This is a genomic window from Pseudoalteromonas sp. TB25 (genome assembly GCF_000497995.1).
GTDB lineage: Bacteria > Pseudomonadota > Gammaproteobacteria > Enterobacterales > Alteromonadaceae > Pseudoalteromonas > Pseudoalteromonas distincta.
This window is the reverse complement of sequence record NZ_AUTI01000006.1, coordinates 1-1354: the sequence shown is the minus strand read 5'-3', so window position 1 is coordinate 1354 and position 1354 is coordinate 1. Positions and strand designations below refer to the sequence as shown.

The window sequence follows — 1354 nt, the reverse complement described above, 5'->3', positions numbered from 1 at the left end:
CCAGCCTCTAATAATGCGCCTGCGCCGTTAGATGCCGCAGGACGGTATATATCACTACTAACAGGCTCTATTTTATTATTAATGAGAACTGCATTTAAAGCCGCACCTAAATCTTCAGCGGTGTCGAGTAGAGTGCCGTCTAAATCAAATAAAAATGCATCGTACTCAATAAGGGGGAGGGGGGCTTGAGAGTTAGCCATTAAGCTAACTTCTCGAAGTACAGTATGTAATTTACGCTAACGTCACTATTGAGCGTATATTGCTTTGATAGTGGGTTATAAGAAAGGCCTGTACTTGCACGAACTTTTAAACCCGCTTGCTCTGCCCATGTAATAAGCTGTGCAGGTTTTATAAACTTTTTATGGTCGTGTGTACCTTCAGGCACCATTTTTAAAAGCTTTTCAGCACCAACAATAGCGTATAAATATGCTTTAGGTGTTTTGTTCAGGGTTGAAAAAAACACGTCTGCGCCTGGTTTGGCAAGTGCAGCTACGGCATGAATGATAGATGCTGGGTCGGGAACGTGCTCAAGCATTTCCATACAGGTTATTACATCAAAGCGCTCTGGGTGTTGCGATGCAAACTCTTCTGCTGGCACTTTTATGTAATCTACATTTACGCCAGTTTCTAAACTGTGCAACTTAGCAACAGTTAAAGGCTCTTGCCCCATATCGATGCCAGTTACTTTTGCGCCCATGCGCGCCATGCTTTGGCTTAAAATACCGCCACCACAGCCAACATCGAGTGTTTCTTTATCGAATAAGCCTTGCGTTTTGTTTGCTATAAAATCTAAACGTAACGGGTTAATTTCGTGAAGAGGTTTGAATTCTCCGTCTAAGTCCCACCAACGCTCGGCGATGGCTTCAAATTTTGCTATTTCTGCGTGATCTACATTTTGATGTTCGGTCATAAAATACTTCCTCGTCAATCTGAGGCCATTATATAGGGCTAAATTGATAAATCGCAAAGTTTTGCGCCTGTAAATTAAAATTAATTGTGATAGCATGGCTGTTAGAAATAATAACAATACTCTTAATACCCAATACCGGGTTGTTGAGAGCTGATACTGAAGGAATGTGATATCAAATGACTGATCTCGCCAATGAAATTCTGCCAGTCAATATTGAAGACGAGTTAAAAAACTCCTACTTAGATTACGCAATGAGCGTAATTGTAGGACGTGCATTACCAGACGTACGTGACGGCTTAAAACCTGTTCATCGCCGCGTTTTGTTTGCAATGAACGAGCTTAGTAATGACTGGAACAAGCCTTACAAAAAATCGGCCCGTGTGGTCGGTGACGTAATCGGTAAATACCACCCACACGGCGACAGTGCAGTTTATGACACGATAG

At 42.2% G+C, this 1354-nt stretch carries 3 protein-coding genes; 1 reads left to right on the top strand and 2 read right to left on the bottom strand.

Annotation, left to right across the window (positions count from 1 at the left end; genetic code table 11):
- Together L652_RS0100080 and ubiG are read right to left on the bottom strand one after the other, a co-directional pair.
- Nucleotides 1-200: HAD hydrolase-like protein (locus L652_RS0100080; protein WP_029770070.1), on the bottom strand; the 200-nt coding region annotated here is incomplete at its 3' end.
- Entirely contained in the window at nucleotides 200-910 is a 711-nt protein-coding gene (ubiG, locus tag L652_RS0100075) for a bifunctional 2-polyprenyl-6-hydroxyphenol methylase/3-demethylubiquinol 3-O-methyltransferase UbiG (RefSeq protein WP_024597262.1), read from the bottom strand. The genes L652_RS0100080 and ubiG, both read right to left, overlap by 1 nt.
- 176 nt (nucleotides 911-1086) lie before the next feature.
- Between ubiG and L652_RS1000000124335 the strand changes: the two genes are divergently transcribed.
- Nucleotides 1087-1354 (top strand): DNA gyrase subunit A (locus tag L652_RS1000000124335; protein ID WP_275451725.1); only part of this gene is annotated, 268 nt, incomplete at its 3' end.